The organism is Natronorubrum thiooxidans (assembly GCF_900156475.1).
Taxonomy (GTDB): domain Archaea; phylum Halobacteriota; class Halobacteria; order Halobacteriales; family Natrialbaceae; genus Natronorubrum; species Natronorubrum thiooxidans.
Genome location: NZ_FTNR01000005.1, coordinates 161,512 through 187,576 on the forward strand (window position 1 = coordinate 161,512; position 26,065 = coordinate 187,576).

Below are 26,065 nucleotides of genomic sequence, written 5' to 3' on the forward strand. Positions count from 1 at the left end.
AGAGAGTTCGTTCCAAAACGAGTTCGTCACTCACCACCATGCCCGGCCCATCGCGACCGCAACCCCAACCCCAACAGGTGCTCTATCTCGCTGGCAGCGATGCGACGGCCCGCGAGGGTGCAACCGCACTCGAGGCCGTCCCGTCGGATCAGGACCGAGCGGTCTATCCGTTGTCGACGGCGTCAGCCGGAACGCCTGGCACATGGGTGACGGACGTCGACTGTGTCGTCTTCGCCGAGACGCCGACGACGACGGCGGGGGCCAGCCTGCTCGAGGTGAGCGAGGCCTGCGAGTCGACGCCGCTGGTCCTCTTTACCGACGCCTCGTACACGCCGACAGCAGCCCACGCCACCGACGGGGTCGACGGCTACGTCCGCCAGGGGACCGAGAACGCCGTCGCCCACCTCGCAGACGAGATCGAGTGGGTCTGTCGGGACGCTGGAGACGATACGAACGCCACCGACGCGTCCCGACCTCGAACCGCCTTCGAGTGCCTCCCCGAGCCAGCGCTGCGGTACGAACGCGTCGACGGTCACGCGGTCGTTCGCGCGGTCACCGACGACTTCGTCGACACGTTCGATATCGACCGCGAGGCGATCATCGACAGCCCCCTCGACGTTACGGAAGCGACCCGAGACACACGAGCGTTGGCCACCACACGAACCCGACTCGAGACAATCGCAGACGTGCTCGACGATGACGTCGCGACCGCACTGAACGTCGCCAGCGGCTATCTCGAGGCCGCCGAAGAGATCGGACATCCGGATCACTTCGCAGCGGTCGACGAGGCACAGGGACACCTCCGAGAACGCATCGACGAACTCGCCTCGATCGCACGCCGAGACGAGAGCGTCGGCGAGACGGAACCTGTCGCGATACATGACATCGCCCGACGAGCCTGGGCCGCCATCGTGACCGACGACGCCCGACTCGTCACCCCAGACGGAACCGATCGCATCCTCGAGGCGGACAAAACGCGGCTCCAAAAGCTATTTGAAGGGGTCTTTCGGACGCTCCTCGAGGACGAGCCGGCAGCGACCAGCGCCGTTATCGTCGGTGCAACCGACGACGGGTTCTTCGTCGGCAATGACACGGACGGCGACAGCGGCCTCTCGAGGCCGCCACTCTCCGAGCCCTTGGCTGTGACAGACGAAGCTGGTGTCGAAAGAGGGTCGGCCAGACGTATCGCCGACGCCCACGGCTGGACAGTCGCCAGTACCAGCGACGACGAACACACGGTGTTCGTGTGCTCTGGCGTCGACGACGCCGAAATCGGATAACAGAACGCGCCGGTCGACGGTCCGGGACTACTCGTTTTCGAGTGCCAGCGACGCCAACATCGCCTCGAGTTGCAGGCGTTCGTTCGCGCCCTCTGTGATCCGGTAATCGACTTCGCCAAGCCGCTCGAGCAGCCGCACGGTCGCCTGTTCAGGAATGTCGAACTCCCAGGCCGAGCGGTGGAGCTGGTCGATAACGTCGCCGCCGGCGAGGCCGCGTTCCATCAGAAGATCCTCTAAGGCGGCGCGAGCGGCGGTGAAATCGCCGTCGATGGCGTGTTCGACCATCGCCTCGACTTCCTCGGGACGGGCCGTCGAGGTGATCGCGAAAACGGTTTCCTCGTCGACGACCTCGCCCATGACGGCAGCCGCCTGCAGCCCGTTGATCGCCTTTCGCATGTCGCCATCGCCCGCAAAGACCAGCGCATCGACGCCGTCGTCGGTCACGTCGATCCCTTCGATCGCAGCGATTTCCCGAATCTGGGCCTCGAGGGCGTCCGCCGAGAGTTCGGTAAACCGGAACACCGCACAGCGTGACTGAATCGGGTCGATGATCTGACTCGAGTAGTTACACGAGAGAATAAAGCGCGTGTTGTTGGAGAACTGCTCCATCGTCCGGCGCAGTGCGGACTGGGCGTCGCTGGTCAGTGCGTCAGCCTCGTCGAGAAAGATGATACGGTGGTCGTAGCCACCGAAACTCGAGCGCGCGAAGTCCTTGATCCGGTCGCGAACGACGTCGATCCCCCGCTGGTCGGAGGCGTTTAACTCGAGGAAGTTCTCGCGCCAGTCGTCCTCGTAGACTTCGCGGGCGATGGCTTGCGCAGCGGTCGTATTGTGCATGACCGTCGGCACGTCGCCGGCGACGTAGTTTCGCGTTCCGGGAACCGTGAGATCGTACACGCGTCGCTCGTCTTGTACCCGCTCGACGGCCGTCACGCGGTCGAAGTAGAGCGTCCCGCGAGCGAGTCGATCTAAGTCGACCAATTGCTCGACGACTGCCATCGAACACATCTCGTCTGCCACGTCGAGGAGCCGACCGGCGACAGTCTCGAACCGTGGCAGCGACGCGAGATCGTGATCGTCGTTCTCGACGAGCTGGCGAACGTCCCTGCCGAGCAGTTCCGTTCCCTCGGCGATCCGGTTGTCCGAGACACCGAGTGCGTCGATCGCGTCTCGGAGCGATTGCTGTACCGCGGCGGTGTCCGGTGTTTCGACGCGCGACTCGAGGGTAACGAGCAACTCGCCCGCACGGCTTGCGGTCGGGGACCGTCGGCCGTCGGCGTACTCGAGCAACCGATCTGTCCGAATTCCCGTCGTGGATTCGACTTCGTTTCGCGCTTCGAGCGGTTCGAGCGCGTCTCGGCGATCGATCCACTCCGTCGGAACGGCACTCACGGACCGGATGTCGGATCGAACCCGCTCGATCTCTCGTTTAACCTGCTGTGCCGCCTCGAGCTGGTCGGACGCGGCCTCGAGAACGCGGTCGATGTCCTCGAGTTCGGATTCGCGGCTGGGGGTGTCGGGATGCAGCGTTTCGGTCACCAGCGGCTCTTTTGGCAACGCAAGCGTCTGGCACAGGTCATCGATGGCAGCCTGTGCGGGCATCGTGTCGTGGTTCGGATTTCCGGCCCCCCCAGTCGCATCGGCGAGCCGTCCGCGTTTGTAATCGATACTGAATCCAACGGCGTCTTCGAATCGCGAGAGCGCTGAGACACCCGAAATATACAGTGCGTGATACTGCTGTATCGGCCCGGAGCCGTTCGTTGCCGTCTTCTCGAGCCGCTTCCGTCTCGTCGGAACACCGAACGAGGCGAGCAGGTACGAACAGAGCGTAATCAGTGATTCGTCTTTCTGCGTCAGTTCGATCGTTCCCTGCTCCGCGACGTACGCTTCGGAATCGAAGACGGCCCGTAAGAACGCTGCTCGAACGTCGTCCGGAGCGTGAACGAGAGTCGAACCGATGGCTGATTCCGACGAGTCGCCAAAGACATCGAAACAGGACTCGAGGAAGTGATGCAGCGACTTCGTCCGCAGTTCGACGTAGGGGACGTCTTGTTGCACACCACGGGTCGTCTCGACGTCGAACAGTTCCCGTGCGATGCGCTCGAATGCCTTACAGAGCGCATTGTCAGTGTTGTAAAACTTGATGCGGCCGTTCTCGATTCGGGCTTCGCTAATCGCGAGGCCGACGAAGCGTGCGAGGTCCGGCGTGAGGTCCCACGGCGGCGTAATCGGACTGGATCGATTGTTGTACGAGGTGACATACTGCACGGATTCGACGTGGTCCCGAAGCTCCGACTCCGCGACGTCCAGCGATCGGAAATAGGCCAACGAGCAGGTCGTCGACGGCTTCTCGAGATCGGTCGAGATTCCCCGTTCGTAGTCCCGTGCCGTTTTCCGAGAGATGTCGTACTCGGCGGTGATTTCGTCGAGCGAATATCCCCGTCGAAGACAGCCGATCACCGTTTTCTTCTGTCCGACGTAGTTCTCTTCGGCCGGAATATCGTATCGCTCGGCGAATGATTCCGAAACGGTGACGAACGTTCTGTCGCCGTCCATTGACGCGAACCAATCGAGCGACGTGGACGAACCGGCGTCTGCGAGCGGCGTTTCCAACGGGCGAACGAGACGTTCGTCGCCGGACAGGGTTCCAGCTTCTCGCCACTCGAGGCCTGATTCGTCGGCCACGAGGAGTTTGTGTTCCGACGTGACCGTGAACTCGTTTCCGTCTCGCGTCTCGACCGAGACGAGGTCGGTCGCCTCCTTCGAGAAGACGTGCGACGGGGCGGCGTATTCGAACGAACCGTCGGTGTTGTAGGTCAGAATCTCGAGGTCGTCGTCCGGTGTCCCGAATCCGTTGACATCGCCGACCACGGTCGAGATCGGAGCGACGCCGTCGTTCGTCAGTACGGGCGTCTCTCCAGTGACGCATTTCCCGGTTCCGGCCGGCCCTGCAAACATGAGGTGCGGCAGGTCGTCCTGCTCGACGTAGCGCTTGAGTCGCGGGACGATGTTCTCGTGGCCCTTGATCTCGTCGAGCCGTTCCGGCCGATACTTCTCGATCCAGACTTCGGTCTTGCCGGGAGTCGGCTCCGCCGCCTCGGCGTCGGCCTCGCTCATACCGCTCGAAAGGGATGGCTGGCAGATAAAACGACCGAACGGCACCGCCGGCCTCGAGACAGGTATGCGAGGAGCGATCGCCGATTACGGATTCGAATCAGACGGTGACGATCACGAGCCTGGGACCGTTTTCCTCGCTGGAACCACTGTCGTACGTTTTTATCATCAGCGGTCCAATGATAGTGTATGAACAGGAAGCAGGTCTCGCGGGCACTGGTCGTCGCCGTGATCGCACTCGTCCTCGTCGGGACGATCCCAGCCACGGTCGCCGCCCAGTCGAACAGCCAAACGGGTGGCACGGTCGTCGTCGAAGAGGACGAGACCGTCGACGAACTCGAGGCGTTCGGCGGGACGGTCGTCGTCGAAGGCACCGTCACCGGTGACGTCAACGCGGTCGCCGGGGAGGTACGGATCAATGGCGACGTCGGCGGTAACGTCGAGGCCGCCGCGGGAAGCGTGACGATCGCCGGCACGGTCGACGGCGATGTCGAAGCCGCCACCGGCAGTTTCACGCTCACCGAGGACGGGACCGTCGGCGGCGACGTCGCAGTCGGTGCCGGAAGCGCCGTTATCGACGGCACGATCGAGGGGAGCGCCGAAATCGGTGCCGAAACGATCACGCTCGGCGACGACGCCGCGATCGCGGGCGACCTGCGCTACGGCGGCAGCCTCGAGGGAAACACTGACGCCGTCGCCGGCGAGATCGAGCAGGACTCCTCGATCGGTGTCGACCTCACGCCGACGATCCAGCCGATCGCTTCGTGGCTGTTCTCGGCGTACGTCCTCGTCCTGAACCTGGTGTTTGGGGCCGCGTTGCTCGCTCTGTTCCCCCGATTTTCCGACCGTGTCGCGGGTCGAGTTGCACGCACACCCGTGCGATCCGGGCTGGTCGGGCTCGGCGTCCTTATCGGGATCCCAATCTTGCTGATCGCGCTGGCGATCACGGTGGTTGGCATTCCGTTCTCGTTCGTCGGCGCGTTCGGCTTTGCCCTCATGGTCTGGATCGGGATCATATACGGTCGCTACGCCGTCGCCGCGTGGCTGCTCTCGGTCGTCGGCGTCGGCAACCGCTGGCTCGCGCTCGTCGTCGGGCTGGTCGGCGGCGCAGCCCTTGCACAGCTCCCATACGTCGGTAGCCTGCTTAATCTGCTCATCTTCCTGCTCGGGCTTGGTGCGCTCACCTATGGGCTGTACAGCCATCGGAAGACGGCTCGAGACGAACCACGAAGCGAGGTCGGCTCCGACGGGCCGACGACCGACTGAGACGGGTCGCTGTCCCTGTATCCGGGCGCGACCGCACGCAGGGTCACGATCGTGCCGGCACTGACGGACACAGTCCGGCTGCAACACGCGCCGACGTCGTCGGTGACGGATGCGAGCGACGCGCTCAAGTCCGTGCCCTCGCAACGACGACCATGCACGTCACCGTCGACGTTAAAGGCGAGACCACCCACGAGATCGATCTCGAGGCGGTCCCCACGGCGACTACGGCCCCCGGCGACTCGAGGCCGACCTACGCGGACCTGCTTCGCGAGATCGACCTCAGCCCACACGAGGTGAGCGTCCTCGTCGACGGCCGTCCCGTTCCCGAGGATCAGCCGGTCGAAAGCGACCACCTGACGGTGTTACGACTGATCAAGGGCGGGGAGCAGTGACGCCATGTGCCGACCCACAACCGAGGAACGGTGGCCCACCGTCGGCCAACGACCCTGAGGAATGAAGGGCCACGTCCGCACTGCAACTGCCGACGACGGCCTCGAGGTCCGGCGCATCCTCGACGCTGCCATGCTCGAGCCGGGCAACGTCGAAGGACGGATCGATGAAGGAAACGTCCTCGTCGCCGGCGACCGACGCGGCGGGAGAAACGCCGATGCCGAACGTATCCTCGGGACGATCGTCCTCGAGCCCCTCGCGGACGACCCCGGCGCACACGTCTCGGCGATCGGCGTCCGACGTCGCCATCGCGCCCGTGGCATCGGTCGCGCGCTGATCGAACGCGCCACAGATCGCGAGGGGCGACTGACAGCGCAGTTCGACGCGGGCGTCCGCCCGTTCTACGAGGCGCTCGGGTTTTCGATCGAGCCGATCGACGACCGGCGGTATCGAGGCGTCATCTCGACGCTCGAGTGAGCCCGAACGGCAATGCAGGCGTGTTCCAGCGGAAATTTATACGGAAGAACGTGGTACGTCGCGTCGCATGCCACTCGGACAGCTACTCCGCGGAGATTCGTCGAAGAACTCGAAACTCTATCTCGCGATCGGCGGCCTCTCGCTCGTCAAGGCGATTGCGATCCGCAAAGACAGAGAGCGGTTCCGTCGGGAACTGCTCGACGCCGGGCTGTTCATCGGCGTCGGACTCGCGTTACGACAGTACAGCCAGCTCAAAGCGGAGAAACAGGCAGAGCTCGAACAACAGATGCCCGACTGGGCAGTCAACATCGCGACCTCCGAACCGGCAAAACAGCGGGTTCGAACCATGGCCCAGCAGCGTCTACGCAGCCAGCCCGAACCGGAGCCAACGCTTCGAGAGCGCGCTCGCGCGATGCTCTCGATGTAGGCCGGTCTGGAGTGTGCCGACCGAGCGCCGCTCAGGACGACAGCGGCTCGAGTTCGGCTGTAAAGTGACGTAACTCGGGAACAGCGGAGTCGGAGACGATCTCGAGACCGGGGATCGATTCGGACTCCTCGAGGACGGCCGCAGCGGTCTCGACGACGTGCTCGAGATGCTCCGTGTGGTAGGTGCGACGCGGAATTGCAAGCCGAACCAGCTCCGGTCGGTCGGTATCGGGGAACGCGAAGCTCCCGAGTTCGACCCCACGAACACCGCCCTCCCGGTAGAGTGCACAGACCATCGCCTGCCCCGGAAACGCCTCGGGCGGGAGATGAGAGAAGGTCGTCCCCGCGTCGAGGTAGACGGCGTGACCGCCGGCCGGAGTGTAGATCGGCACGCCGGCGTCCTCGAGCATCGTAGCGAGACGACGGACCTGCTCGAGGCGATCCGTGAGGTAGGCCTCTTCGACGGCCTCCCTGAGCCCGACAGCCATCGCGGCGACGTCACGGCCGGCCATCCCGCCGTAGGTGGGGAACCCTTCGTAGAGGATCGCACGCTGCTTGCAGCGCTCGAAGAGCGCCTCGTCGTCGGTCGCGACGAACCCACCGGCGTTGACCAGCCCGTCTTTTTTACCGCTCATCACGAGCGCGTCGGCGTAGCCGAGTTGCTCGAGGGCAATGTCGGCGACCTCGGCATCGGCAAACTCAGCTTCGCGCCGGGCGACGAACGCGGCGTTTTCGGCGAACCGACAGGCGTCGATGACGAACGTCGCGTCGATTTCGTCCGCGAACGCTGCGAGGTCGCGTGTGTTCTCGACGCTGACTGGCTGGCCCGCCGCCGAGTTGTTCGTAATCGTCTGGACCACGAGCGGGACGCGCTCAGCGCCGACGTCGTCGACGACCGCCCGGGCAGCCTCGAGCGAGAAATTTCCCTTGAACGGCTCGTCGGCTGTCGGGTCGTGGGCTGACGCGACCGGACAGTCGACCGGCTCAGCACCCTGGTTGGCGACGTGGGCGCGGGTCGTATCGAAGTGGGTGTTGTTGAGCACGACGTCGCCGTCCGACACCACTGCGCCGTAAAGGACGTTTTCGGCCCCACGGCCCTGATGGGTCGGCACGACGTTGGAAACCCCCATTACCTCCTCGACGGCTGCCTCGAGGTCGTCGAAGCTCCGCGAGCCGGCGTACGACTCGTCGCCGCGGACGAGTGCTGCCCACTGCGCGTCGCTCATCGCCCCAGTCCCGCTGTCGGTCAAGAGATCGATAAAGACCGCCTCGGCGGCGAGATTGAAGACGTTGTAGCCAGCGTCCTCGAGCGCCTGTTCGCGTCGCTCTCTGGAGGGGAGGTTGATCTGTTCGACGACCTTCGATTTGTAGGCGACCATACGTGCTCGAGGTCGCCGAGCGTGTTCAGTCTAGCTGGAAGGTCGTGTCCGCTGGTGTCTCGAGGCGTCCGCTCTCGGACGGATCGGGGCATCGATGGGCGAAAGCGGTATCGGAGCGGTCGGCAGACCTACCGGCCATCGACGTCGGCGCTGTTGAATCGCTCGTTGGCGACCCGCGTCGGCGTCGGCTCGGGTCCGACGAGGTTCAGGTCGGCGGTGGCGTCGGTATCGGGATCGGTCTGTGCCGACCGGTCCGGGTCAGCGTCGGTCGCCGCGGCCGTGGCCGTGGTCGTGAGCGCCCGGAGGTCGGCCGCCGTCTCGTCGATCACGTCGCCATCGTCTCGAACCGTCACAGCCGAATCGCCGACGAACTCGAACTCGAGGTCCGCAGCAGCCTGTGTAGTCGATTCGTCGGTGTCGTCGGTCGGATTCACCTCGGTGTCATCGCCCGGACTCGGGTCGCCACCGTCGGCCGCTGCAACTGGCTGTGGCTCCGGATCAACGTCCTGCAGGTCGGCGAACAGGTCGGCCGCCGTCGTGTCGTCGGCATCGACGCGGTCGTCGCGGGTCGGCTCGTGGGCACCGCCGGCTGCGGCGAGGTCGTGGGGCGAATCGACGTCGAACGCGGCCAGAACCGCGTCAGGGTCGGGGTCGATCTCGGGGAATGGTTCCGTGGGCTCCGTGCTCATGGCCTCGAGTGCATCGCTCCCGCCCTTCGTTACGACCCCGCTACCGAACGTTCACGAATGGATACCAGTTTCTACGCGACGCTTTCGATCCGCAGACGGCGCGCTGTCGGACGGGTCGGCACGCTCGAGAGGTGGCCGAAGCCGAGACCACCGACGGGCGGTGGTTAGAAGAGGTCCTGAGTCAGCTCGAGGGTCTCCTCGCGGTCGTCCCACTCGACGAACAGCGCGACGCTGGTCGCGCTCGTGATGATATCCTGAAGGTGGATTCGGGCGTCGGCGATCGGGTTGACGATCTCGCTGATGATCCCGGGCTGGTTGGGGAGTTCGCCGCCGGTGACGCGGATGACGGCGATCGGTGAGTCGACGGTGACACTCGAGAGTTCGTCACGGGCGATAACCTCGCGGTGGAGGATGTTCTCGGCGCGTTCGGCCTCATCCTCGTCGATGTAGAACGTGACCGTGTCCATCCCGCTGGCGACGGCGTCGATGTTGATTTCGTTTTCCGAGAGCGACTCCGAGAGGTGATGGAAGACGCCGGGCTGGTTGCGGATCGCGCGACCGGCAACCGTCATGCAGGCAAGGGGCTTCTCACGCAGGTCGACGAGGTTCTTGAACTCGCCTTCGATGCTCGTCCCGCCCGACAGCAGGTCGCCGTGCTGGTAGTGGACGACGCGGACGTCGAGGTCACCCTCCTTATACGACAGCGCGGAGGGCGCAACGACTTCGGCCCCACGGAAGGAGAGGTTCCGCAGCTCGTCGACGGAGATCTCGCCGACGTTGCGAGCGCCTTCGACGACGTTCGGGTCGCCGGTCATGACGCCTTCAACGTCAGTGACGATGACGACCTCGTCGGCGTCCATGTACTTGCCCATCATGACCGCCGTGGTGTCGGAGCCACCACGGCCCAGCGTCGTAATCGAGCCGTCCGGCCCTTCCGCGAGGAAGCCGGTGAGTACCGGCACCGTGTTCTCGAGGTCGTCTGCAACCTCGAGGGCGCGTTTCTGGGTCTCCTCGACGTCGACCTCGCCGAACTCGTCGGTGACGACGGGCCACTGGTCTTTGCCGGGTTCGAGGAAGATCGAGTCGATACCACGAGCCGACAGGGCGGCTTTGAGCATCCGGACGGACGTTCGCTCACCCATACTGACGATCTGGGCGCGGTCAGCGTCGCCGGTCTCGAAGGTGATCTCGTCGAGAAGATCGTCCGTGGTCGACCCCATCGCGCTGGCGACGACGGCGATCTCGTGGCCGCCCTCGACGGCGGCAGCGATCGAATCCGCGGCGCGGTTGATTCGGTCCCCGCTGCCGAGACTCGTCCCGCCGAACTTGGCTACAACGCGCATACTGACACCTCGTCTGTCGCTCGCATGACGATAACTTCGCTCATATGCCACACCGTTACCAGAGCGAGCAGATAACTGTGTCCCATCGCGTCGATACCCACTCCGCGGGCGGGATTTATGTTCGTGCATAGCATTACCACACGACAATGAACGTACGGGACGCTCTCGAAGCAGACGCAGACGCGCTCGCGTCGATCGCCGACTCCCCGACCGACGTGATGCGGAATCTGGTCCACGATCGGACGGTGCGCGTCGCCGAGGACGGCACGCACGATCCGAACGCGGACGTCGCCGGCTCACAGTACAACGGCTCAGATCCCGAGGATCTGCTGGGGTTCATCAGCTTCGACGCCAGAGCGAATACCGTTCACGTGACCCAACTCGACGGGACCGAGGAGGCGTGTGAACGGCTGCTCGCCGAGCCGGTCCGGTTTGCCGAACGCGAATCGATGGCCGTCGAGGTGTTGGTCTCTCCGGAGACGGAGTCCATCGAGGACGCCGCCGAATCGCTCGGCTTCGAGCGGCATGGCCGTGGCCCACGGTTCGAGGGCTCGCCGACGGTCCGGTTTCGACTCGAGCCCTGATACGGACGCCTGTCGTCGTGCCGGCGCGACTGCGAGCTCCAGCGATCGCGCCGGGAACGAGGGACGACAGACCGACCGATGGTCGCCGTCGTGCAAAAACATTATAGTCCACGCATCGAGTGTTGGTACACCGGCACGTACGAGTCGTGGACACACAGTCAACTACGAACGATTTCCGTACTCGAGGGTATGTCAAATACGTACATCACTGCCGAAAAACACCTCCCGAACGCTGATGGAACGGAAACGGTGCTTCAGGTGCGGGACGCCGAGACGAAACAGATATTCCACGCGCGAGCGCGCGTATCGAAAGATTCGACACAGCTCGAGCAGCCGGAGCCGCTCTCGGTCGTCAAAGGCCCCCACGAAACCACGACCGAACAGTGGTATATCGAGTTCGTCAACGAAACGAGAGACATCGAGGACCGGCTCGAGGAACTGCTCGAGGACCAACAGGAGCGATCGAACGTCATCAACACGAGATCGAGCGATCTGAACGTCCTGCTTCGGTGTCTCGTCGACGCCGGGGAGTACGACTCGACAGCAGATGCGGCCCGAGAGCTGCTGTATTCCGGCCTCGCCGACGAGCATCCGTCGGTGCTCGAGACCTACGGCGAAGTCAAACGCGAACACGAGACTGACCCACTTCAGGAGGCACTCGAGGGCCACTGAATGGCTGCTGAGTCGTTTCGGGCGTTTCTCGACGTCCTCGCGGAGGCGGACGCGATCACGCGGATCACTGACGAGGTGTCCTGGGATCTCGAGGCGAGTGCGATCACGATGCTGGCAAACGAGACGGACGACAAGATTCCGGTCTTCGAGTCGGTCCAATCTCGGTGTCGTGAGACTGCTGCGCGGCTCGTCGGCGATCCCTACCGCGGCCCCCAGCACCGACCCTGGGAGTGGTTCGGTCGGGCGTTCGACCTCCCGGTCGACTCCGGCCCAGCCTACTACGAGGGGATGATCGATCGACTCTCCGAGCCGGTCGAACCGCAGGTCGTCTCCGATGTCGAGGCCCCCTGCAAGGAAGTCGTCCGGACGGGAGCGGATGCGAGCTTGCTCGAGTTTCCCTGGCCGTACATTCATCAGGGCGACGGCGGCCGATACGCGACACTCGCGACGGTCGTCGCGCCCGACCCCGACAGCGAGTGGGGAAGCTGGTCGCGCCACCGGGCAATGATCCACGACGACTCACAGGCGAGTCTGCTCTTTTTGGCAGGCGAGCAGGTGCCGAACCGCTACTACTTCGAGTACGAACGCAACGATGAGCCGATGCCCGTCGCGCTGACGATCGGTGCCGGACCGGCCATCGAGTCCACCGCCGAGGTGTGGATCCCCGTGGGGCGAAGCGAGGTCTCGTTCGCTGGTGGGCTCCAGCAGTCGCCGGTCGAACTCGTCGACTGCGAGACGAACGATCTCGCCGTCCCCGCATCGGCCGAAATCGTCATCGAGGGGCGTGTGATGCCGGAGGAACGTCTCGACGAGGGCCCCTTCGGCGACTACTTCGGCTATATGAACGGTCCCCGGCGCTCGATGCCCGTACTCGAGGTCGACGCCATTACCCACCGCAAACAGCCGTACATCCCCTTCTGTGTCGAAGGCAGCGGTGTCGGCTACGGGGAGAACTCCACGAGTACGTTCGCCCTCGCGGCAGGTGGGCCGGACGCCACGCTGGGGTTGCGGGTTGCCGGCTTCGACGTCGAGTTGGCCGTTCCGTGGCCGTTTACTTCCCGGACGGTCTGGGTCATCGCGACCGAGCGGCCGTACCCCGGCTCGCTACACGAACTCGCAAACTTCATTTTTACGACCTGGGGCATGCTGCACATCGATTTCTTCGTCTTCGTCGACAGCGACGTCAACCCGCTTTCGCCCCGTGCAGTGATCGAGGCGATCGCTCTCCACGCCGATCCCGCTACGGACTTTCATCAGTTCGGTGTCGAGCGCATGCCGAAAGTGCCGCTCAACATCTACCAGACGCCCGACGAAAAGGGGAGTGCAAGCGTCGGAACGTCGAAGACCAAGACGGCGAAGGCGTACATCGATGCCCGTGCCGACGGCGACCGACTGCCCCAGTCGATCGGCGACCGAGCTTCCCGCGAGCAGGCCCGCGACCTGCTCGCACAAGCGGGCGTTCCAGAATCGGCGTTCGAACCTCCTCACACGATCGAGCCAGACCAATGACGGCGTTTCGAACCCACCTCGAGTTCCTGCGAAAGACCGACGACTGCTGTTCGCTCGAGCGCCCTGATTCGCCGTCGCCACAGGTACTCGCCAGCGAGGCACTCCGGGCTGCTGGACCAGCAGTGCGGTTGACAGCGGCCGACGACCGCGTCAACCTCGTCAGCGGGGTCTACGGCGGGACCGACCAACTGAGTCGCCAGGAGCGATACCCCTGGACTCGCCTCGGAATCGGCCTTGGCGTCGACCGAGACCCCGAGTACGTCGATGTCCTCGAAACGATTGCCGAACTCGGCGAGCGGGTCGACGAACGCGACGTCACGTACGTCGAACGCGCGGCGACCGCCACCGGTCGAACGGTGCGGGAACTCGGCTTTCCGACGCCGCCAGGTGAGACCTGGCCCCACGTCACGCTCGGACTCCTCTCGGTCGGGACCGACGAGGGCACGTACTGGACGCCGATTCATGGGACAGTTATCGACAAGAACACGGTTCGCGCTCGCGTGCCCAACACGATAACCGAGCGGTTCGCGCGCGGTGAGACCGTGACTATCGCGCTCGGCGTTCCGTCCGAAGCGCTCGCAGCGACGCATCTCTTGACCGTCACTGACCGGCTCTCGACGCCGATCGAGGACCGACGCGTCGGCTCGACAGTGCCAGTGATCCCGACCGCCGGCGGGGTCGTCCCGAGTTCCGCGGAGGTCGTCCTCGAGGCCAACATGGCCGATAAACAGCCCGATACTCGCTCGGAAAAGCGGGCGTTCTGGGAGCACCTCATCGAGGGAACGACGCTGACACTCGAGGTGGACAGCGCGTTCGCCCGTGACGATGCCGTCGTTCCGTTTACGCCACTTGGCGTCCCGCTGGCTGACGACCTGCAACTCGCTGGACTCACGCTGGCAGCACAGCTCTACGATCGGGTCAACAGCTACTGGGGCGTCTCGCCCGTCGAGTGGCTCTTGCTCCCGGCGGTGGGCCGACTCGGGATTTGTGTCGTCTCGACAGAAGTCCTGTACGCCGGCTTCGAGTGGCAGCTGTCGAACTTCCTGTTTTCCTTTTCAGACTGTTTCGATACGGTCGTCCTCGTCGACGAGGACGTCAGCCCCCAGAACCTGGGGCGAGTGCTCGGCGACATCTGGGTGAAAGCCCACCCGGCTCGAGACTGGCTGTTTAGCGAACCCGACGCCCCGGTCGCCCGGCTGCCGACGTACAGCCGGGACGACACCGGGTCTCGCCTCTACGTCGACGCGACGTGGGATCCCCGGTGGGACGAGGCGTATATTGCGCCGCGAGTCTCGATTACCGAGTCGTACCCGCCCACACTTCGGGCAGCCATTCAGGGCTCGTGGGCCGAGTTCGGGTTCGACGGCGACCTCGACGACGTGCTGTAGCGAGTGGATCGACTCGAAAGGTGTTTTCGAAACTGTTTACGCAAGCAGGCGGCGGGTTTCGGACCGCAATAGACGGAAGCGTTCATTTCTATTTCGCTCACTGATGTTGAAAATATCCGATGCAGTTATTACTGAGAGTGGGGCCAGAAGCGGTGTATGCCATCGAGCCACAATCTTCCGGAGTACGAGCAGGTTCGCGAGGAGTTTAGCTGGGACGAACTCTACGACGCAGCCGACTGGAACGCACCGGACAGCCTGAACATCGCCCACGAAGTCTGTGATCGCCACGCCGAGAACAAAGAAAAGGTCGCGCTGTATCAGGTGAGCGAGGACGGCGAGCTGACGACGATGACGTTCTGGGAGTTGGCCAACCAGACGAGTCAGTTCGCGAACGTCCTCGAGGACCTCGGCATCGAGCAGGGCGACCGGGTCTTTTCCTACATGCCACGGATCCCCGAACACTACGTTGCGCTGATCGGGACGCTCAAACGCGGGGCTGTCTTCGGCGGCATCAACGAACGGTTCGGCCCCGACGGCATCTCCTATCGGTTGGACGACTGTGACGCGAAGGCGATCGTCACCACGGCCGACAACCGGGACACCGTTGCAGACGCGCTCGAGGACGCCCCGTCGGTCGAACACGTCATCGTCGTCAGCGACGACGGGACGGGCCTTCGACGCGGGGACGCCAGCTACCACAGCGAGATGGAAACGGCGAGTCGCGAGTACGAGCCAGCCCAGACGGGCGGCGAGGACGACGCCCTGCTCTACTACACCAGCGGGACGACCGGGCTGGCGAAAGGCGTCCGCCACAAACACCGGTGGGTCACCGGCGTCGCCGCCACCCAGAAGTACGCTGTCGACCTCCAGGAGGGCGACTGCTACTGGTCGACGGGCGACCTGGGGTGGCTGACCGGCCCGATCAACACGCTCGGGGCCTGGTTCTGGGGCACCGCCCTGTTCACCTACGAGGGCGAGTTCGATCCCGAAACGTGGGCCGACCTGCTCGATGAGTTCCCCATCACGGTCCTGTTCTCGGTTCCCACGGCCTACCGGATGCTGCGCGAACACGAGGAGGTCCTTGAGGACGTCTCGCTCGACCTGCGCCACGCCTTGTCGATCGGCGAACCGCTCTCGGCGGGCGTCGTCGAGTGGGGTGAAGAGACCCTCGGCGTGACCATCCACGACACCTACGGCCAGACCGAGACGGGCAACATGATCATCAACAACTACCCGACGATGGAGGTTCGGCCGGGGTCGATGGGCAAGCCGCTGCCCGGGATCGAGGCCGATATCGTCGATCCGGAGACGGGCGAAGTGCTCGAGCCCGGCGAGACGGGCGAGATCGCCCAGCGTGGGGACTACCCCTGCTTCTTCGCCGAGTACTGGCAGAAACCCGAAAAGACCGCCGACTGTTTCGTCGACGGCCCCGATGGCGAGTGGTATCTCTCGGGCGATCTCGCACACAAAGACGAGGACGGCTACCTCTGGTTCGAGGGCCGGGCTGACGACGTCATCCTCTCGTCGGGCTACCGAATCGGTCCATTCGAGGTCGAAAGCTCACTCGGCGAGCACGAGGCTGTCGCCGAGGCCGCCGTCGTGCCCAAACCCCACCGCGAACGGGGCAACATCGTGAAAGCCTATATCGTGCCGAGCGAGGGGACGACGACCTCCGAGGAGCTCAAAGAGGAGGTCAAAGCCCACGTGCGAGACGAACTCTCCGCACACGAGTACCCCCGCGAGATCGAGTTCCGCGAGGAACTGCCCAAGACGGTCACCGGGAAGATCCGCCGGACGGAGCTCCAAGACGAGGTCGAGGAGGAAGCCGAAGCGGCCTGAGAAGGTCCGAGCGCCTCGAGTACAGCGATCGAACGACGCGATAGCAGCACCCGGGATGTCCCGGACGCGAGACGATACGAATCCACCGATGAACTTTGAAGACACACACGAACGGTCGATGATCCGCCAGACAGCGGCGGAGATCGCCGAGCAGTATGGACCGGAACACTGGCGCGAGAAGGAAGAAAACGGCGAGTTCTCCACGGAATTTTGGAACGAACTCGGCGACGCCGGCTTCCACGGCCTCCTCGTCCCCGAGGAGTACGACGGCGCTGGCATGGGAATGCAAGAGATGGGGCTGGCCATGGAAACGCTCTGTGCCGAGGGTTGTGGCATGGCCGGCACGTGGTATCTCGTGTTGACCGCCGGGATGGCCGCCGTCGGCATCCGCGAGAACGGCACCGAGGAGCAGAAAGAACTCTACCTGCCCGACATCGCAACCGGCGCGCGTAACTTCTCGATCGGGATCACCGAACCCGAGGCGGGGACAAACACGCTCAACGTCGCCACTCGAGCCGAGAAAGACTCCGCCGAGCAAAGCTCGGCTGATCCCGCGGAAGCCACCGCTTCCGCGGATGGCGACGAGTACGTCCTCAACGGCAAGAAGGCGTGGATCACGTTCGCAGATCGGGCCGACAACATGATCCTCGTCACGCGGACGACACCCCGCGAGGAGGTCGACCGCGGCACCGACGGGATCAGCTTGTTCGTCGTCGATATGGACGATCCGAACATCGACGTCTCGCCGATCTCCAAACACGCGATGAACTACTCGAAGTCGTGTGAGGTCTTCTTCGAGGACGTCCGCGTGCCCGAGGAGAACCTGCTCGGCGAGGAAGACGACGGCTGGTGGGTGCTGGTCGACATGCTCAACCCAGAGCGAATCGGCTTTGCGGCCGCCGGCACCGGAATCGGCAAACTCGCCTCGAACGCAGCGATCCAGTACGCCAACGACCGCGAGATTTTCGGCGCACCGATCGGCACCCATCAGGCCGTCTCGTTCCCGATCACGGAAGCCTACGCCAAAATGGAGACAGCCGCGCTCATGCGCGAGAAGGCCGCCTGGCTCTATGATCAGGGCGAAGACTGTGGCTACGAGACCAACGTCGCGAAGGCGACGGCCGTGGACGCCGGCATCGAGGCAGTCAAACACTCGATGCAGGCCTTTGGCGGCTGGGGATACGCCACGGAGTACGACGTCGAACGCTGGTGGCGCGAGATTAACCTCACGCGACTCGCACCCGTCTCCCAGCAGATGGCGTACAACCACATCGGCCAACAGCTCGGCTTCCCCAAATCCTACTGAGCATGTTCGAAAAACTACTGGTCGCGAACCGCGGCGAAATCGCCGTTCGCGTCATGAGCGCCTGTGAGGAACTCGGCATTGAGACGGTCGCCGTCTACAGCGACGCCGACCGCGACGCCGGCCACGTCGACTACGCCGACGAAGCGTACAACGTCGGCCCCGCGCCGGCAAGCGAGTCGTATCTCGACGGCGAGACGATTATCGAGGTCGCCAACCGGGCGGGAGCCGACGCGATCCACCCCGGCTACGGCTTTCTTGCGGAGAACGCAGCGTTCGCAAGCCAAGTCGAGGAGGCCGAGGGAATCAGCTGGGTCGGTCCCTCGAGCGACGCCATGACGGCCTTAGGCGAGAAGACCAACGCTCGCCGGATCATGCAAGCCGCCGACGTCCCGGTCGTGCCTGGGACGACCGAACCCGTCGAGTCGGCCGCCGAGGTGCGCGAGCTGGGCGCGGAGTTTGGCTACCCGATCGCCATCAAAGCCGAAGGCGGCGGTGGCGGCCGCGGCATGAAGATCGTCCGCGGCGACGACGAGGTCGAGGACGCCTTCGAGAGCGCCAAACGCGAAGGCGAAGCCTACTTCGACAACGACTCGGTGTACGTCGAGAAGTTCCTCGAGGCTCCAAAACACGTCGAGGTACAGATTCTCGCAGACGAACACGGCACAGTGTTGCATCTCGGTGAACGAGACTGTTCGCTCCAGCGTCGCCACCAGAAGGTCATCGAAGAAGCGCCGAGTCCGGCGCTCGACTCGAGACTTCGTGAGGCGATCGGCAACGCGGCCCGGCGGGGCGTCCGCGAGGCCGACTACACGAACGCAGGCACAGTGGAGTTCCTCGTTGAAGATGGGGAGTTCTACTTTATGGAGGTCAACACCCGGATTCAGGTCGAACACACCGTCAGCGAGGAGGTGACGGGGATCGACATCGTCCGCGAACAGCTCCGTATCGCGGCCGGCGAGGAACTTCCCTACACGCAAGACGACATCGAGATCGAGGGCCACGCGATGGAGTTCCGGATCAACGCCGAGAACCCCGCGAACGGGTTCGCGCCGACGCCCGGCACGCTTTCGACCTACGACCCGCCGGGCGGCCTCGGCGTCCGGATCGACGACGCAATCACGAAAGGCGACGTGATCGCCGGCGACTACGACTCGATGATCGCGAAGCTGATCGTCCGCGCGCCGACGCGAGTGCGCTGTCTCGAGCGCTCCCGACGAGCGCTCGCCCACTTCGACGTCGGCGTCGAGACGACGATCCCGTTCCACCGGCTGATGCTCGACGACGAGACGTTCCGCACGGGTGCACACACGACGAACTACCTCGACGAGACGGTCAGCGACGACGACCTCGCGGCCGCCGTCGAACGCTGGAGCACGGCCGTCGACGACGACGGTGCGACCGGCAGCGGCTCGACGAACGATCTCGTCGTCGAGGTCGAGGGCCAGCGGTTCGATGTCGCCGTCACTGGAGACGTTCCGCGGGCAGCCAGCGGGAACGGCGGGGCCGACGCGGGCGGCTCCGCGACTGGATCGACGGCCTCGAGCACCGGCAGCACTGGTAGCGGGCAAGTCACCGCGAGCGACGCGGTTACGGCCGAGATGCAGGGCACTGTGCTCTCCGTGAACGTCAGCCCGGGCGACCAGGTCGCCCAGGGCGAGGTCGTCTGCGTCCTCGAGGCGATGAAGATGGAAAACGACGTGGTGGCACCGGCCGCCGGCAGCGTTGCGGACGTTGCCGTGGCGGACGGTGACACAGTTGATATGGGCGACCCACTGGTCGTCTTGGAGTAACGATGGAACTGAGAATCAACACGACGGCAACCGAGCAGGAAGCAAAGGCGATCGCGAAGGCACTCGCCTCGCATTTCGGCGAGGACGTCGAACTGTACGCCCAAGGGGGCGACGACCTCCTCGCGAGTGTCTCGCCAGACGTGAGCGCGGGCGACGCGACGACCGAACCGGCGACCAGCGAAACGGCAACCGTCGACGGCGGTAACGCAGAGCCGCTTGGCCCGACCGCTCGAGAGGAGACGCTGCAAGCCGAGATCGACGACATCCTCGAGGGCGGCCCCGAGAAGTACCGCGAGCGACTCTCCGACCAGGGGAAGCTGTTCGTCCGCGACCGGCTCGACCTCTGGTTTGGCGAAGACGGCCTGTCGTTCGAAGACGGCAAGTTCGCCAACTTCGACGCGTGGCATCCGAGCGGCCAGGACAGCGACCCCGATTCGGACGATCGACTGCCCGCGGACGGGCTCATCACCGGCGCTGCCGAGTTCGAGGGTCGAGATCTGCATTTCATGGCCAACGACTTCACCGTCAAAGCGGGGTCGATGGCCGAGAAAGGCGTCGAGAAGTTCCTCCGGATGCAACAGCGCGCACTGAAAACCGGCCGACCAGTGCTGTACCTGATGGACTCCTCGGGCGGCCGGATCGACCAGCAAAGCGGCTTCTTCGCGAACCGCGAGGGGATCGGGAAGTACTACTACAACCACTCGATGCTCTCGGGCCGTGTCCCACAGATCTGCGTGCTCTACGGCCCCTGTATCGCCGGGGCCGCCTACACGCCGATGTTCGCCGACTTCACGATCATGGTTCGGGACGTCTCGGCGATGGCGATCGCCTCCCCGCGGATGGTCAAGATGGTCACCGGCGAGGAGATCGACCTCCAGGACCTCGGCGGTCCGGACGTCCACGCCAGGCATTCGGGCAGTGCGGACCTGATCGCCGAAGACGAGGAACATGCCCGCGAACTCGTCGCGAAACTCATCGGCTACCTGCCGGACAACGCAGACGAGAAACCGCCGCGGACGGAAGGGACGGCTCCCGCACGGGCACCCGAGGGGATCGATTCCGTCGTCCCACAGGAGCCAAACCGTGGCTACGATATGAACGACGTCATCGAGCGCGTCGTCGACGCCGGCTCGACACTCGAGGTCCGCCCGGAGTACGGCCCGGAGATCATCACGTCGTTTGCCCGCATCGACGGCCGACCGATCGGGATCGTCGCCAACCAGCCAAACCACCGCGCTGGTGCGATCTTCCCCGACGCTGCCGAGAAGGCCGCGGAGTTCATCTGGACCTGCGACGCCTATGACATCCCGCTGTTGTACCTGTGTGACACGCCCGGCTTCATGGCCGGCTCGCAGGTCGAGAAAGACGGCATCTTAGAGCAAGGCAAGAAGATGATCTACGCGACGTCCTCGGCAACGGTGCCCAAACAGTCCGTCGTTGTCCGCAAGGCCTACGGCGCGGGGATCTACGCCATGTCGGGGCCGGCCTACGATCCCGAAAGCGTGATCGGCCTGCCGAGCGGCGAGATCGCCATCATGGGCCCTGAAGCGGCGATCAACGCCGTCTACGCGAACAAGCTGGCCGCGATCGACGACCCGGACGAACGCGCACGGAAAGAACAGGAGCTGCGCGAGGAGTACCGCGAGGATATCAACGTCCACCGGATGGCCAGCGAGGTCGTCATCGACGAGATCGTGCCGCCGAGTTCGCTTCGAGAGGAACTCGAGGCCCGCTTTGCGTTCTACGAGACCGTCGAGAAGGACCTGCCAGACAAGAAACACGGGACGATCCTCTGAACACCCGCTAAACGAGCCACCACAGCAATCACACATTCATGACTGGACTGTACTACGAGGAGTTCGACGTCGGCGAGACGATCGACCACGAGCGCCGACGGACGATCAGCGAGAGCGACAATCAACGGTTCTGTGACATGACGATGAACCAGCAGCCGCTCCATCTTGACGCGGCGTTTGCGTCCGGGACGGGGTTCGGTGAGCGACTGGTCAACGGCCTCTACACGATGTCGCTCGCAGTCGGGCTCTCAATCCCCGAGACGACCGACGGCACCATCGTCGCCAACCTCTCCTACGACAACGTCGAGCATCCGGAGCCGGTCGTTCATGGCGACACGATCCGCGCACAGTCGACGGTGACGGAGAAACGAGAGACCAGCGACGGCGAACGAGGCATCGTCACCATGCACGTCGAGGTGTTCAAAGTCAACGACCCGGAGGAGCCGCTGGTCTGTGAGTTCGACCGGACCGTTCTCTCGCTAAAACGGAGCCACGACGATGCGTAATCGACTGACACCGTCAGTCGGGCGGCAATGTGCGGACAGTACCGGGCGTTCCGTCGCCGTGACGACGGGAGAAGGTGAGACGCGTGCCACAGCAAACGAGATGCCGGCGACTCGAGCGTCGAAACCACCACCGTGCCGGAAGCGAGGATGGGGCGGTTGAACAGCGGACTCGAGGGGTGGCGGTCACCCGATCGGGAGGTACCAACGAGACACAGGCTGAAAAATGAACGAGAATCACAACACATGGACGGGGAAACCGAACGCATGAACGACTCACGACTATCGCGACGAACCTATCTCAAGGGGGCAGCCGCAGTGGCGGGAACCGGAGCAACCGCGGGCTGTGCGCTCCTCAACGAGGATCTCGGGCAAGACAGTATCGAGGGGATTCCGGACGAACCGTTCCGGATCGTGCAGTTGCTGTTCGAATCCGGGCCGGCCGCGTTCTACGGCGAGCAAGCGAAAAACGCGACCGATATGCTCGTCGACCAGATCAACGCGGAGGGTGGCCTGCTCGGCGAGCGCGAGATCGAGATCGTCGACAGACTCGACGAGGGCGCAGGCCTGGACTCGCTCATCAGCGAAGTCCAGGCGATCGCTCAAGAGGGCGAGGTCGACATGCTCTTTAGCATCATCTCGAGTGCACACTCGCTCGGGGTCGCACCGGCGGCAAACGACCAACAGATGCCGTTTCTGGTGACGATGCCGGGAACGTACCAGCTGTTCGAAGAGAACCCGGAGATGGACTACGTCGTCCGAACGGCCGGCTCGAACGCCGCCGGCGCGATCGGGGCCGTCCGAATGGTCGAACAGATGGACAACGTCGAGACGGTGGTTACGATCGACCCCGACTACGCCTGGGGCCACGACCACCAGGAGATGTTCACGACGGCTCTCGAGAACGTGAGACCGGATATCGACGTCGTCGAGTCGCGCTACCCCGATCTGGGTGAAACGGACTACAGCGCCCACGTGAGCGCGATCGCCGGCGAGGAGCCGGATCTGCTGTTCTCGAGTCTGTGGGGCGGCGACACCGCGACGTTCGTCTCGCAGGGTGTCGACGGCGGCTTGTTCGAGCAGGTCGGGGAAGCGCTGCTCGTCGGCGACACCGGCGCGCCGTTGCTTCGTGAACTCGGCGGAGATATGCCAGAAAATGTCTGGCTTGGTGGGCGGGCCGGCTACCAGCCCACCTACCGCTACGAGGGGGACGAGGCCCACCAAGAGTTCGTCGATGACTACTACGAGCGCTACGACCAGCTTCCGGGCTGGGGTGCCTATCACGACTGGGCCGGCCTGAAGACGCTCCAGGAGGGTGTCGAACGTGCCGTCTCGATCATCGGCGACTGGCCGACCGGTGAACAGCTCATGGCGGCGATGAACGATATCTCGGTCGAGATGCCACACGGCCAACACACAATGCGGGGCCCACAGGCGGCCGCCCCTGCCGTTTTCGGACGGCCGACGGACGATCACGACTTCCCCGTCGATCACATGCTGACATCCGACTTCGAGTTCATCTCCGCGACGGAAGTGAACCCGCCCACTGGTGTTGCAACGATGGAGTGGGTCGACGACATCGAGCCGGTATAATGGAGGACGAATAATGATACCAGAAACACTCCTGGGACAGCCGTTCGTGCTGGGACATACGTTCAACGGGCTGTATTTCGCAGCCCTGCTGTTTTTCGCCTCGGTCGGGCTGACGCTCGTGTTCGGCATTCTCAATCTGCTGAACATGGCCCACGCCGCGTTCTACGGGCTGGGTGCGTACGTCGCCGTTTGGACGCTGAACAACATCGGCGATATCACGACGTCGGTAGCGGCGTTGCTAGTGGTACTCGTCCTCGTGATCCCACTCGTGGTGTTCGTGTTAGCGGCGGCGCTCGACAAATCGGTGTTTGCGCCCCTCTATGATATCGAACCGGTGTATCAGCTGCTGGCCACGTTCGGTGTCATCCTCATGCTCGACGACATCATCAAGTACATCTGGGGCGGGACGCCGATCAGCGTCGCCGCCGCGACCAACCCGTCCAGACAGTTGGGGACGGTCGACGTCCTCGGGGCTTCGATCTCGATGTACCGATCGTTCGTCATCCTGATCGCCGTCTGCTGTGCCGTCGGGCTCTACTTGATGTTCGTCAAGACGAAGATCGGCAAGATCTCACAGGCGATGTCCGAGGACTACGAGATGGTCCAGATGCTCGGGATCAACGTCACCCGGGTTCGCGTGTTGATCTTTAGCCTCTCGATTGCGATCGCCGCCCTCGGCGGCGCCCTGTTCGTGCCGTTTGCCGTGGCCACACCGGCCGTGACACTCGAGTACGTGTTGCTTTCGTTCGCCGTGATCGTCATCGGCGGGCTCGGAAGCCTCAAGGGGGTCATCGTGGCGTCGCTGATCATCGGGATGGTTCGAAGCTTCGGCATCGCATACGTTCCGGCGATCGAACTGGCGATCGTCTTCGCACTCATGGTGGTCGTCATCATCGTCAAGCCCGAGGGCCTGTTCGGTGATCAGGGGGTGGTCGAATGAGCACCCGCTTGCCGACGTTCGGGAACGTCGAACTGACGGAGACGCTGCAAGACTGGCGGCTCCTCTCGGGTATCGTCCTGTTCGTCGTGCTCGCTCTGTACCCGGGGATAACGCTCAACGCCTACCACACGCGGCTACTGACGTGGATCATGTGTTTCGCCATCGCCGCGATGGGATTCAACATCGTCCTCGGCTACACGGGGCTGTTGTCGTTCGGTCACGCGGCGTTTTTCGGTACCGGCATGTATACCGTCGTGCTCGTGATGGGGCAGGCCGGGATCAACGATCTCGTGGTATTGCTCCTGCTTGCGATGATCATGTCCGGGATCGTCGGTGCCATCATTGGCGCGTTGTCCGTCAAGACCCACGAGATCTACTTCGCGCTGTTGACACTGGCACTGGCACAGCTGCTGTACATCCTTGCCGTTCGAGACATCGGCGGACTCACTCGCGGGACCGACGGGATCGGTGTCTCCCGGCCCGATTTCTTCGGCATTCCAGTGAGCGAACTGTCGGCACAGATCTACCTGCTCGGGTTCTACTACCACGTCGTGTTGGTGGCCCTGGCCGCGACGATCGTCCTGCTCTGGTTCGTCCTCCGATCACCGTTCGGACTCACGCTGAAGATGATCCGTGAGAACGAGACGCGAGCGGAGATGACCGGCGTCCCGGTGTTGCGATACCGCGTCTACTCGATGATCCTGTCGGCGATGATCGTCGGCCTCGGCGGCGCGCTGTACGCCGTCCTGATCGGCCACATTACCCCGGAGTATCTCGACTGGACGATGTCGGGTGAGATCGTCTTCATGGCGTTGCTCGGTGGCATTGGAACCTTCTTCGGCCCGGTCATCGGTGCCGGTGGCTTCATCATGCTGCAGGAGTTGGCGCTGTCGTACACCGAGTACTGGCACTTTACGATGGGGCTCGTGCTGTTCGTCGTCGTCCTGACGCTACGTGAAAACGGCATCTGGGGCGGCGCAAAGACGCTCGTCGAGATGATCACCGATCGGCGGGGTGAACAATGAGTACAGAACCAATCCTCAAAACCGAAAACGTTCGCAAAGATTTCGGAAGTATCGTCGCCGTCGATGGCGTCAGCGTCGAGTTCTACGACGACGAAATCGTCGGCATCATCGGTCCCAACGGGGCCGGCAAGACCACGTTCACGAACCTCATCTCGGGTGCGTTGCCGTTGACCGATGGGACCATCGTCTTCGACGGCGAGGACATCTCGAGCCTGCAAAAGTACAAGCGGGTCCGTCGGGGACTCGTCCGCTCGTTTCAGATCCCACAGATCTACGACGAGATGACGGTGTTCGAGAACATGCAGGCGAGCGTTCTCTCGCGAAAACAGGAGAACAATCGCCTGTTCATGCCAACCAACCGGGACAGCGCCTCCGTCAGCGAGACGGAGCGACTCCTCGAGTTGTTCAACCTCGAGGCCCACGCGGACGACCACACCGAACACCTCCCACACGGCGTCCGAAAGGTCCTCGACGTGGCGATGTCGTTCGCACTCGAGCCGGAGATCATGATCCTCGACGAGCCGACCAGCGGCGTCGGCTCGCGCGAGAAAAACGCCGTCATGGAGACGATCACCGAGGCTGCGGTCGAACAGCACATCGGCCTGATATTCATCGAACACGACATGGAACTCATTCGCGACTACTCCGACCGGATTATCGCCCTCCACGAAGGGCGCGTGCTCGCCGACGACGATGTGGCGGCCGTGATGGAATCAGAGGAAGTCAACCAGTTCATCCTCGAGGGAGGTGTCTGAG

General features: G+C 63.8%; 22 protein-coding genes. 18 read left to right on the forward strand and 4 right to left on the reverse strand.

The features are described 5' to 3' along the window. Positions 1-38: 38 nt before the first annotated feature. Positions 39-1,280 carry an ATP-binding protein gene (locus BW940_RS08915; protein WP_076608853.1) on the forward strand — a complete coding sequence of 414 codons (1,242 nt, stop codon included), beginning with the start codon at positions 39-41 and terminating at the stop codon, positions 1,278-1,280. 27 nt (positions 1,281-1,307) lie between these two features. Here the strand turns inward: BW940_RS08915 and BW940_RS08920 are convergent, their stop codons facing one another. Beyond that, a complete protein-coding gene (locus BW940_RS08920; protein ID WP_076608854.1) occupies positions 1,308-4,397 on the reverse strand; it encodes a replication factor C small subunit in 3,090 nt (1,029 codons plus the stop codon). Between the two features lie 186 nt (positions 4,398-4,583). Here BW940_RS08920 and BW940_RS08925 point away from each other — a divergent pair, with 186 nt between their 5' ends. From BW940_RS08925 to BW940_RS08940, 4 genes are all read left to right on the forward strand, one after another. Beyond that, positions 4,584-5,660 carry a polymer-forming cytoskeletal protein gene (locus tag BW940_RS08925; protein WP_076608855.1) on the forward strand — a complete coding sequence of 359 codons (1,077 nt, stop codon included), beginning with the start codon at positions 4,584-4,586 and terminating at the stop codon, positions 5,658-5,660. 152 nt (positions 5,661-5,812) lie between these two features. Further along, complete coding sequence (gene samp2 / locus BW940_RS08930) at positions 5,813-6,052, forward strand: ubiquitin-like small modifier protein SAMP2 (protein WP_076608856.1); 240 nt, start codon at positions 5,813-5,815, stop codon at positions 6,050-6,052. Positions 6,053-6,113: 61 nt separating this feature from the next. Next, entirely contained in the window at positions 6,114-6,527 is a 414-nt protein-coding gene (locus tag BW940_RS08935; protein WP_076608857.1) for a GNAT family N-acetyltransferase, read from the forward strand. Positions 6,528-6,594: 67 nt separating this feature from the next. Continuing rightward, positions 6,595-6,954: a hypothetical protein gene (locus BW940_RS08940; protein ID WP_076608858.1), complete on the forward strand. Its 360-nt coding sequence runs from the start codon at positions 6,595-6,597 to the stop codon at positions 6,952-6,954. 31 nt (positions 6,955-6,985) lie between these two features. On the opposite strand, the gene BW940_RS08945 is transcribed toward BW940_RS08940, so the two are convergent. The 3 genes from BW940_RS08945 to BW940_RS08955 all read right to left on the reverse strand — a co-directional run bounded on the left by BW940_RS08945 (position 6,986) and on the right by BW940_RS08955 (position 10,364). Then, positions 6,986-8,332 (reverse strand): tryptophanase, encoded by a 1,347-nt coding sequence (locus BW940_RS08945; protein WP_076608859.1) that lies wholly within the window; start codon positions 8,330-8,332, stop codon positions 6,986-6,988. 128 nt (positions 8,333-8,460) lie between these two features. Then, a complete protein-coding gene (locus BW940_RS08950; RefSeq protein ID WP_076608860.1) occupies positions 8,461-9,021 on the reverse strand; it encodes a hypothetical protein in 561 nt (186 codons plus the stop codon). 164 nt (positions 9,022-9,185) lie between these two features. After that, on the reverse strand, positions 9,186-10,364 hold the full coding sequence (locus BW940_RS08955) for an aspartate kinase (protein ID WP_076608861.1): 1,179 nt from the start codon (positions 10,362-10,364) through the stop codon (positions 9,186-9,188). Positions 10,365-10,510: 146 nt separating this feature from the next. Between BW940_RS08955 and BW940_RS08960 the strand changes: the two genes are divergently transcribed. From BW940_RS08960 to BW940_RS09020, 13 genes are all read left to right on the forward strand, one after another. Next, complete coding sequence (locus BW940_RS08960; protein WP_076608862.1) at positions 10,511-10,948, forward strand: hypothetical protein; 438 nt, start codon at positions 10,511-10,513, stop codon at positions 10,946-10,948. Between the two features lie 189 nt (positions 10,949-11,137). Next, the gene (locus tag BW940_RS08965) at positions 11,138-11,620 is read left to right on the forward strand and encodes a ubiD operon protein (protein WP_076608944.1); all 483 of its coding nucleotides are present in this window, start codon (positions 11,138-11,140) and stop codon (positions 11,618-11,620) included. Further along, positions 11,621-13,129 (forward strand): UbiD family decarboxylase, encoded by a 1,509-nt coding sequence (locus BW940_RS08970; RefSeq protein WP_076608863.1) that lies wholly within the window; start codon positions 11,621-11,623, stop codon positions 13,127-13,129. It abuts the gene before it with no gap. After that, entirely contained in the window at positions 13,126-14,517 is a 1,392-nt protein-coding gene (locus BW940_RS08975) for a UbiD family decarboxylase (protein WP_076608864.1), read from the forward strand. Before BW940_RS08970 ends, BW940_RS08975 begins: the two co-directional genes overlap by 4 nt. A 156-nt stretch (positions 14,518-14,673) precedes the next feature. Continuing rightward, positions 14,674-16,356, forward strand: coding sequence for an acyl-CoA synthetase (locus tag BW940_RS08980; protein ID WP_076608865.1), 1,683 nt, complete (start codon positions 14,674-14,676; stop codon positions 16,354-16,356). A gap of 88 nt (positions 16,357-16,444) precedes the next feature. Then, complete coding sequence (locus BW940_RS08985; RefSeq protein WP_076608945.1) at positions 16,445-17,662, forward strand: acyl-CoA dehydrogenase family protein; 1,218 nt, start codon at positions 16,445-16,447, stop codon at positions 17,660-17,662. A 2-nt stretch (positions 17,663-17,664) separates the two neighbouring features. Next, positions 17,665-19,452, forward strand: coding sequence for an acetyl-CoA carboxylase biotin carboxylase subunit (locus tag BW940_RS08990; protein WP_076608866.1), 1,788 nt, complete (start codon positions 17,665-17,667; stop codon positions 19,450-19,452). Between the two features lie 2 nt (positions 19,453-19,454). Beyond that, entirely contained in the window at positions 19,455-21,248 is a 1,794-nt protein-coding gene (locus BW940_RS08995) for an acyl-CoA carboxylase subunit beta (RefSeq protein WP_076608867.1), read from the forward strand. Between the two features lie 38 nt (positions 21,249-21,286). Continuing rightward, positions 21,287-21,754: a MaoC family dehydratase gene (locus BW940_RS09000; protein WP_076608868.1), complete on the forward strand. Its 468-nt coding sequence runs from the start codon at positions 21,287-21,289 to the stop codon at positions 21,752-21,754. Positions 21,755-21,997: 243 nt separating this feature from the next. Further along, a complete protein-coding gene (locus BW940_RS09005; RefSeq protein ID WP_235847786.1) occupies positions 21,998-23,344 on the forward strand; it encodes an ABC transporter substrate-binding protein in 1,347 nt (448 codons plus the stop codon). A gap of 13 nt (positions 23,345-23,357) precedes the next feature. Further along, positions 23,358-24,284, forward strand: a complete 927-nt coding sequence (locus tag BW940_RS09010) for a branched-chain amino acid ABC transporter permease (RefSeq protein WP_076608869.1) — start codon at positions 23,358-23,360, stop codon at positions 24,282-24,284. Then, positions 24,281-25,309: a branched-chain amino acid ABC transporter permease gene (locus BW940_RS09015; protein WP_076608870.1), complete on the forward strand. Its 1,029-nt coding sequence runs from the start codon at positions 24,281-24,283 to the stop codon at positions 25,307-25,309. The genes BW940_RS09010 and BW940_RS09015 overlap by 4 nt, the downstream gene beginning before the upstream one ends. Beyond that, positions 25,306-26,064: an ABC transporter ATP-binding protein gene (locus tag BW940_RS09020; protein WP_084776743.1), complete on the forward strand. Its 759-nt coding sequence runs from the start codon at positions 25,306-25,308 to the stop codon at positions 26,062-26,064. Before BW940_RS09015 ends, BW940_RS09020 begins: the two co-directional genes overlap by 4 nt. The last annotated feature ends 1 nt before the right edge of the window (position 26,065 follow it).

Excerpts from the sequence above, each read along its gene's own strand:
- BW940_RS08960 (WP_076608862.1), top strand. The coding sequence starts at position 10,511 with ATGAACGTACGGGACGCTCTCGAAGCAGACGCAGACGCGCTCGCGTCG.
- BW940_RS08985 (WP_076608945.1), top strand. The coding sequence starts at position 16,445 with ATGAACTTTGAAGACACACACGAACGGTCGATGATCCGCCAGACAGCG.
- BW940_RS08990 (WP_076608866.1), top strand. The coding sequence starts at position 17,665 with ATGTTCGAAAAACTACTGGTCGCGAACCGCGGCGAAATCGCCGTTCGC.
- BW940_RS08940 (WP_076608858.1), top strand. The coding sequence starts at position 6,595 with ATGCCACTCGGACAGCTACTCCGCGGAGATTCGTCGAAGAACTCGAAA.
- BW940_RS08935 (WP_076608857.1), top strand. The coding sequence starts at position 6,114 with ATGAAGGGCCACGTCCGCACTGCAACTGCCGACGACGGCCTCGAGGTC.
- BW940_RS08995 (WP_076608867.1), top strand. The coding sequence starts at position 19,455 with ATGGAACTGAGAATCAACACGACGGCAACCGAGCAGGAAGCAAAGGCG.
- BW940_RS08945 (WP_076608859.1), bottom strand. The coding sequence starts at position 8,332 with ATGGTCGCCTACAAATCGAAGGTCGTCGAACAGATCAACCTCCCCTCC.
- BW940_RS09000 (WP_076608868.1), top strand. The coding sequence starts at position 21,287 with ATGACTGGACTGTACTACGAGGAGTTCGACGTCGGCGAGACGATCGAC.
- BW940_RS08975 (WP_076608864.1), top strand. The coding sequence starts at position 13,126 with ATGACGGCGTTTCGAACCCACCTCGAGTTCCTGCGAAAGACCGACGAC.
- BW940_RS08970 (WP_076608863.1), top strand. The coding sequence starts at position 11,621 with ATGGCTGCTGAGTCGTTTCGGGCGTTTCTCGACGTCCTCGCGGAGGCG.
- BW940_RS08955 (WP_076608861.1), bottom strand. The coding sequence starts at position 10,364 with ATGCGCGTTGTAGCCAAGTTCGGCGGGACGAGTCTCGGCAGCGGGGAC.
- BW940_RS08980 (WP_076608865.1), top strand. The coding sequence starts at position 14,674 with ATGCCATCGAGCCACAATCTTCCGGAGTACGAGCAGGTTCGCGAGGAG.
- BW940_RS09015 (WP_076608870.1), top strand. The coding sequence starts at position 24,281 with ATGAGCACCCGCTTGCCGACGTTCGGGAACGTCGAACTGACGGAGACG.
- BW940_RS09010 (WP_076608869.1), top strand. The coding sequence starts at position 23,358 with ATGATACCAGAAACACTCCTGGGACAGCCGTTCGTGCTGGGACATACG.
- BW940_RS08925 (WP_076608855.1), top strand. The coding sequence starts at position 4,584 with ATGAACAGGAAGCAGGTCTCGCGGGCACTGGTCGTCGCCGTGATCGCA.
- BW940_RS08965 (WP_076608944.1), top strand. The coding sequence starts at position 11,138 with ATGTCAAATACGTACATCACTGCCGAAAAACACCTCCCGAACGCTGAT.
- BW940_RS08920 (WP_076608854.1), bottom strand. The coding sequence starts at position 4,397 with ATGAGCGAGGCCGACGCCGAGGCGGCGGAGCCGACTCCCGGCAAGACC.
- samp2 (WP_076608856.1), top strand. The coding sequence starts at position 5,813 with ATGCACGTCACCGTCGACGTTAAAGGCGAGACCACCCACGAGATCGAT.
- BW940_RS09005 (WP_235847786.1), top strand. The coding sequence starts at position 21,998 with ATGGACGGGGAAACCGAACGCATGAACGACTCACGACTATCGCGACGA.
- BW940_RS08915 (WP_076608853.1), top strand. The coding sequence starts at position 39 with ATGCCCGGCCCATCGCGACCGCAACCCCAACCCCAACAGGTGCTCTAT.
- BW940_RS08950 (WP_076608860.1), bottom strand. The coding sequence starts at position 9,021 with ATGAGCACGGAGCCCACGGAACCATTCCCCGAGATCGACCCCGACCCT.
- BW940_RS09020 (WP_084776743.1), top strand. The coding sequence starts at position 25,306 with ATGAGTACAGAACCAATCCTCAAAACCGAAAACGTTCGCAAAGATTTC.